Here is a 6307-nt window from a genome sequence, read left to right on the forward strand (position 1 = left end):
AAAAAGTGGCGCGGGTTGTAGCCCCAGCTATAGTCGCCGGGATATTCCTTCACAGGCATTAGCTCAATGGCGTTGATGCCCAAGTCACACAAATAATCCAGTTTTTCGATGACATGCTTGTATTGCCCGCGAGCGTGGGGGTCGTCTTCACCCCCCGAAAAGTCCGCCACATGCATTTCGTAAATCACCAGCTCGTGATCGGCAGGCAGCGGCGTGTCGTCATATTGCCAAACGTAGGTATCAACAATTCGTTTGCCCTCTTTGATACGGGCGATCGCATTTTCTTCAGATGATTTGCCATCTACGTCGGTGGCGTAGGGATCGGTCACATCGACCCACTGGTTCGGTTCAAAAAACCAGGACTTACTTTGAACCCGAAATTTATAGTTATAAACGCCATCTTCTAAGTCAACACTGACTCGAAAGAAGCCGTCTTTGCCCTTTTTCATGGGGATTTCATCCCAGTCTGAAAAGGAGCCGACGAGCGATGCGGCTTCGTTGTAGGGCGCAAACAAACTGAATTCAATAGGACTTGCCATAGTTTTTTCGTCGGGAAAGCTTGAACTAGCGATTTCATTATTGGCGATGCCAAGATTGGGCACATCTGGCATTAGAAATAGGGCGTTAGAAATAGAACCTTAGAAATAAATCAAAAGGAATAGCGTGTCAGGAATGGCGTGTCAGGAATCGGGACGGCGAGAAGGGCGATCGCCCCCTGACGTATTCCCCTTGACCAAGGGTTTTCGATCGCGCCAACTATGATCTGGCCACATTGCTCCTCATCAACGTTAGAAATCTAAAAATAATGCTGACTGTTATTGAACCGCAGGCTCCCCGGCGGCTGGCAGATGCGGATCTGAATCCTCGCGGCCGCGTATTTCCCAGTCCTCTATCCTGGCGCGACCAGTTTCTCTACCAACTGTTGCCAGACCGCTTCAGCGACGGTCGCGAGGGAGAGCGGCCGATGTTCGATCGCCACCGGCCAGAGCAGTTTCGCGCCGAAAGCAAGGCCGCCTGGATGGCCGCAGGCAATCGGTTTAATGGCGGCACGCTGAAGGGCATTCTCAGCAAGCTGGACTATTTGCAAACTCTGGGGGTGACTACGCTCTGGCTCAATCCCCCCTGGAAGCAGCGGATCGATAGCGAAACCTATCACGGCTACGGGATTCAGAATTTTTTGGAGGTCGATCCGCGCTTTGGCACGCGACAAGACCTGCGGGATCTGGTCGATGCGGCGCATGATCGCGGCATGTACGTGGTTCTGGATATTATCTACAACCACAGCGGCAGCAATTGGTACTATCGCGGCCCGGAGGGTTCTCCGGCAGAAACAATGCCCTATCGCTTTTCGCCGCCCTACGAAATTCACGGGTGGCGATCGCACGACAGCCGCAGCATTCCCCAGCCCCTCACCCTGGAGGATGGGGTGTTTCCCGAAGAATTTCAAAACCCAGACTGGTACAACCGGGCAGGCATGATTAGCCAGTGGGAAGTGTCGCCGTGGGAAGACCCGCTCAATCCCTACGTGGAGTTTCGTCAGGGCGACTTTTTTGAACTGCGCGATTTCAACTTGGAAAATAAGGAAACGCTGTCGGCGCTGGCCAAGGTCTATCAATACTGGATTGCGCTGACGGACTGCGACGGCTTTCGAGTCGATGCCGTCAAGCACGTTTCGCCTGCCTCCTCGCGCCGATTTTGCAGCGAGATCCACGGCTATGCCCAGGCCATTGGCAAGGAAAACTTCTTGCTGGCGGGGGAACTGACGGATGAAAACCTGGTGCAGGGCTATCGCGACATCTTTGGGCGCAATCTGGACTCGGTGCTGGATATTGCCGCCGCGCCAAATAACCTGATGGCACTGGTGAAGGGGCTGGGCCATCCTGGAGCCTATTTCGGGCTATATGACGAAGCGCAGCTTTCGGGCAGCATCCGCCAGTTGGGGACGTATCACGTCTCGGTGCTGGACGACCACGATATGTGTTCGCGGCCAACAAAGCAGCGGTTTGCGGCAGGTAGCGACCTTCCCACCCGCTATCACCAGGCGGCCCATGCGGTTGGGGTGATGCTGACCATGCCGGGAGTGCCGTCGATTTACTACGGCACAGAGCAGGCGCTCGATGGCTCCGAAAGTGACCACGACTATGGCATCGAGCCGCAGCACGCCTATATCGACCGCTATATCCGCGAGTGTATGTTTGGCGGCAAGTTTGGCGCGTTTGGCACGGAGGGATGCCACTTTTTTAACCCACAGCATCCGACCTATTTGCGAATTGCGGCGATCGCCCGTGTGCGCCAGCGTCCCGATCGCATCGGCCGCGCCCTGCGCCGGGGGCAACACTATCCCCGCGAAACCTCGTTTATGGATCGTCCCTTTTCCTATCCCGGTGCGGGAGAACTGGCCGCCTGGTCACAAATTCAGTTCAATGCAGAAGTGCTGATGGTGCTGAACACCCACGGCACAGAAGGGCGAGGCGCGTATGTGACGATTGATCGCTCGCTGCATCCCAACGGCTCAACCATGACGGTGCTGTATAACAGCGATTGGAGCGACGAGCAACTCCAGAACCCGCCGACGGATGAAACCGTCACCGTGGAGCATTATCAAGACCGACGGGTGGTTTATGTCAGCTTGCCGCCCGCAGGCATGATGATCTTGGCTTAGGTTGGGGCCGATGCCTGATGAGTCGGGAAATGGCGCTCATGTGGCGCTCATGTGGCGTAAATGTGGCGTAAATGTGGCGTAGCGTCTCCACTCCCTGCCTCTGCCGATTTTGCAAGTTCGCTCATCCCCCTCAAAATGGGGTAGCTTCCGCACCTCGATGCTGGCGAAGTTGCCTTGAGCAATCATGAAGCTTTTGGCAGGTGAGTTCAAAGCACTGAGCGAGAGTATGAATCAGCAAGAAATCGAACACCGCGATCGCGTTCTTCGCAGCTATTTTGAAGGGTGCGATTGGGATCAAAACGGAGAGTATGAGCTAAAACGAACGCTGGTTTTGAATAGCGATCGCCTCCTGCCTGACTATCCCTACGTTGTGGAAAACGAGTGGGAAGTCGAACCCGGCCGAGGGCATAAGGGGCGGGGCGATCTGGTGTTTACCGATGGCGCAGGGCGATTTGCGGTGGTAGAGGTCAAGTGCTTAAATCGGACAGGTTGTGGCGGCAATAAAAAAGCCCAGCAGGAAAAAGTCCGAGTCCGGCGACACCAGGTTATAAAACAGGCGCTTCACTATGCCAACATTTACGCCGCTTCAAAGCTGGAAGCAGGCGTGATTGATGACCCAAACGCAGTCGCGGCCTATGTGTTTACGAACGAGCAGGACTATCCCTATTTCCTGTTCAGAGAATCAGAATCCTTGCAGATTACGAATGTCCCCATACAAAGTCCTTCAGTCCATCGGGAACCAGTCGCAGCTCTGCATCGCTGAACTCGGATAAAGATTTCCACTCGGCCAGCAGGGGCTTGTCCCCTTCGGAACCAGAGAGATGCGGCTGGCTGTAGAGCGTGCGATCGCAAAATTGGGCATCATAGATCAGCACAATTTCATGACCCAGCTCGCCCTCCAGCGTGAAGAGATTCTCTAGCGTGCCCAGCCAGGTCAACTGCTCAATTTCTGCGCCCAGTTCTTCGCGCATCTCGCGGATCAGCGCGTCGTGGCTGGTTTCGCCAAATTCGATGCCGCCGCCCAGCGGTCGATAATAGTCGGACTGCTTGACGGAATCATAGTCGCGGGAAACGAGGATGCGGTCTTGATGTCGAAACAAGCACAGCACAATGGGTCGAATCTGCCCTTTCATTCTCCACTCCTAGAACAACTCGCACTGCCCATGATGGCGCAGCAGGTGATCGCAGAGGACAAGGGCGACCATCGCCTCGACCATTGGCACGGCGCGGGGCAGCACACAGGGATCATGGCGACCTTTGGCAGCGAGGACGGTTTCTTCGCCGTCGCTGGTCACGGTGCGCTGCTCTTTGCGGATAGTGGCAGTGGGTTTGAATGCTACGCGCAGGATGATGTTTTCGCCGTTGGAGATGCCGCCCTGGATGCCGCCGGAGCGGTTGGTGACGGTGCGAATTTCGCCTTGGTCGTCGATGTAGAATTCGTCGTTGTGCTGAAAGCCAGTTAGCAGCGTTCCCGCGAAGCCAGAGCCGATTTCAAAGCCTTTGCTGGCGGGAAGAGACATTACGGCTTTGGCCAGGTCGGCTTCGAGCTTGTCGAACACGGGTTCGCCTAATCCTTTGGGCACGGCGCGGGCCACACATTCCACCACGCCGCCGATGGAGTCGCCCGATCGCCCGGTTTGCTCAATTAGCTCGATCATCCGCTCGGCGCATTCATGATCGGGGCAGCGGACAATGTTGCTTTCCACCTGCTCCATCGTGACGGTGTTGGGATCAACTGCGCCTTCTAGGTCTTTGATGCGCTTGACGTAGCCGATGATTTCAAGCCCTGCGACCTGATGCAGGATTTTCTTGGCGATCGCCCCTGCCGCCACGCGCCCAATCGTCTCCCGCGCAGAGGAACGCCCGCCGCCGCGCCAGTTGCGGATGCCGTATTTCGCGTCATAGGTCGCGTCGGCGTGGGACGGGCGATATTTCACCGCCATTTCGTCATAGTCCTGCGATCGCGCGTCCTTGTTTCTCACCAAGAGGGCGATCGGCGTGCCCAGCGTCTTGCCGTCCATCACGCCCGATAGAATCTCGCAGCGGTCTTCTTCCTTGCGCGGCGTGACGATGTGGCTCTGGCCGGGGCGGCGGCGGTCTAGCTCTGTTTGAATGTCGGCTTCAGAAACCTCTACACGGGGTGGGCAGCCGTCAATCACCACGCCCACGCCGCCGCCATGCGACTCGCCAAATGTTGTAATTCTAAACAAATGCCCAAAGGTACTACCCATATTGCAACCCGGTGAAAATCCGTTGAACCGCTTGAGTTGGCGCTGTTTGCGACCCAGCAGCCTTCTATTCTAACTGGTTGTTAAGTAACATTTGATGTCTTGTCAACCGGGCATTTACTCCGCTCTGCTAGTCTACAAACATAGCAAGCAGTCAAGCTTTGCCATCAAGCTTTTTCTAGGTTTCCTCTAGGTTTCAGTGCTGCTTTGGGTTCCGAACGATTGATGCTACTGAGCATTCTTCGGAATCTTTACTTTTTTAACCTCTTTTGTCGATCGATCCACCGTGGCTATGAATAAGTACTGTACTGAATGGATTCAAGAATGGTGCCTCCAAAACGGTTGGACGGATCTGTTTCAGGAGCGTCGAGAATATTGGGCGTTTCCGCCCCACGCCGTGATGCCCCTGCCCATTCCCACAGAGGCGCTGCTGTCTATCAAGGCGGAAAAGGGCTTTAGCCCCCAGGAGCGACTGTGGCTGAGTGCGGCCTGGGCGGGAGCCGTAATTTCGGCAGGTCTGGGCGTATACTTCCAGTCGCCGATGCCGCTGGTGGTGGCGTTCGCCTTTTGCGCCGTGATCTTTGGTCTAATGGACGATGAGTAAGGCGCTCTGCGTTTCTCGTTGAATCCATTTTCTGCTTGACATGACACAACCATCCACGCCATCGCCCGCCGCCTCGCCTGCGGTGGGCATTATTATGGGCAGCGACTCTGACTTACCCACCATGCAGGGGGCGATCGCCATTTGCGACCAGTTCCAGGTTGCCTGCGAAGTGGCGATCGTCTCCGCCCACCGCACCCCAGAGCGCATGGTGGACTATGCCCAGACCGCCCACGAGCGCGGGCTAAAGGTCATCATCGCGGGTGCAGGCGGCGCGGCACATTTGCCGGGAATGGTGGCCGCCCTCACGCCATTGCCTGTGATTGGCGTTCCCGTGCCCAGCCGCCATCTGCAAGGACTGGACTCGCTCTATTCCATTGTGCAAATGCCCGCCGGAATCCCGGTGGCCACGGTGGCGATCGGCAACGCTCAAAACGCCGGACTCCTCGCCGTGCAGATTCTCGCCTGCCAACAGCCCGACCTGCTGGCCCAGGTACAGCGCTATCGCCAAAGCCTGCGCGATAGGGTGCTAGAGAAACAGTCGAAGCTCGATGCGGTAGGATATCAGGCGTATCTCCAGCAAATGTCGTAGTTTGCAGTCTAGCAGTCTATATGAGATCCCCCTAAATCCCCCTTAATAAGGGGGACTTCCGAATCCGGTTCCTTGTTTGATGCCCATGTGAGATCCCCTTAAATCCCCCTTGATAAGGGGGACTTCCGAATCCGGTTCCTCCTTTTAGTAAGGCACTGACATACTTGAAACAGCAAACTTACTGCCCTCATCCCCCAACCCCTTCTCCCAAGCGGGGAGAAGGG

6 protein-coding genes and 1 pseudogene are annotated in these 6307 nt (G+C 56.0%); 4 read left to right on the plus strand and 3 right to left on the minus strand.

The annotated features are described in order from the left end of the window. A pseudogene (locus tag IGS51_RS22160) lies at window positions 1–539 on the minus strand (alpha-amylase); the annotation flags it as partial. A 266-nt stretch (window positions 540–805) separates the two neighbouring features. Here IGS51_RS22160 and IGS51_RS22165 point away from each other — a divergent pair. Then, window positions 806–2662 carry an alpha-amylase family glycosyl hydrolase gene (locus IGS51_RS22165; protein ID WP_297081069.1) on the plus strand — a complete coding sequence of 619 codons (1857 nt, stop codon included), beginning with the start codon at window positions 806–808 and terminating at the stop codon, window positions 2660–2662. 184 nt (window positions 2663–2846) lie between these two features. Then, on the plus strand, window positions 2847–3425 hold the full coding sequence (locus IGS51_RS22170) for a hypothetical protein (protein ID WP_297081071.1): 579 nt from the start codon (window positions 2847–2849) through the stop codon (window positions 3423–3425). Here the strand turns inward: IGS51_RS22170 and IGS51_RS22175 are convergent. Together IGS51_RS22175 and aroC are read right to left on the minus strand one after the other, a co-directional pair. After that, window positions 3361–3795, minus strand: a complete 435-nt coding sequence (locus tag IGS51_RS22175) for an NUDIX hydrolase (protein ID WP_297081073.1) — start codon at window positions 3793–3795, stop codon at window positions 3361–3363. The genes IGS51_RS22170 and IGS51_RS22175 overlap by 65 nt on opposite strands. Window positions 3796–3804: 9 nt before the next feature. Beyond that, window positions 3805–4893: a chorismate synthase gene (gene aroC / locus IGS51_RS22180; RefSeq protein WP_297081075.1), complete on the minus strand. Its 1089-nt coding sequence runs from the start codon at window positions 4891–4893 to the stop codon at window positions 3805–3807. Window positions 4894–5182: 289 nt separating this feature from the next. Between aroC and IGS51_RS22185 the strand changes: the two genes are divergently transcribed. Both IGS51_RS22185 and purE read left to right on the plus strand, forming a co-directional pair. Then, window positions 5183–5494, plus strand: coding sequence for a hypothetical protein (locus IGS51_RS22185; RefSeq protein ID WP_297081077.1), 312 nt, complete (start codon window positions 5183–5185; stop codon window positions 5492–5494). A 40-nt stretch (window positions 5495–5534) separates the two neighbouring features. Next, complete coding sequence (purE, locus tag IGS51_RS22190; RefSeq protein WP_297081079.1) at window positions 5535–6083, plus strand: 5-(carboxyamino)imidazole ribonucleotide mutase; 549 nt, start codon at window positions 5535–5537, stop codon at window positions 6081–6083. The last annotated feature ends 224 nt before the right edge of the window (window positions 6084–6307 follow it).

The organism is Thermoleptolyngbya sp. M55_K2018_002 (assembly GCF_015295965.1).
GTDB lineage: Bacteria > Cyanobacteriota > Cyanobacteriia > Elainellales > Elainellaceae > Thermoleptolyngbya > Thermoleptolyngbya sichuanensis.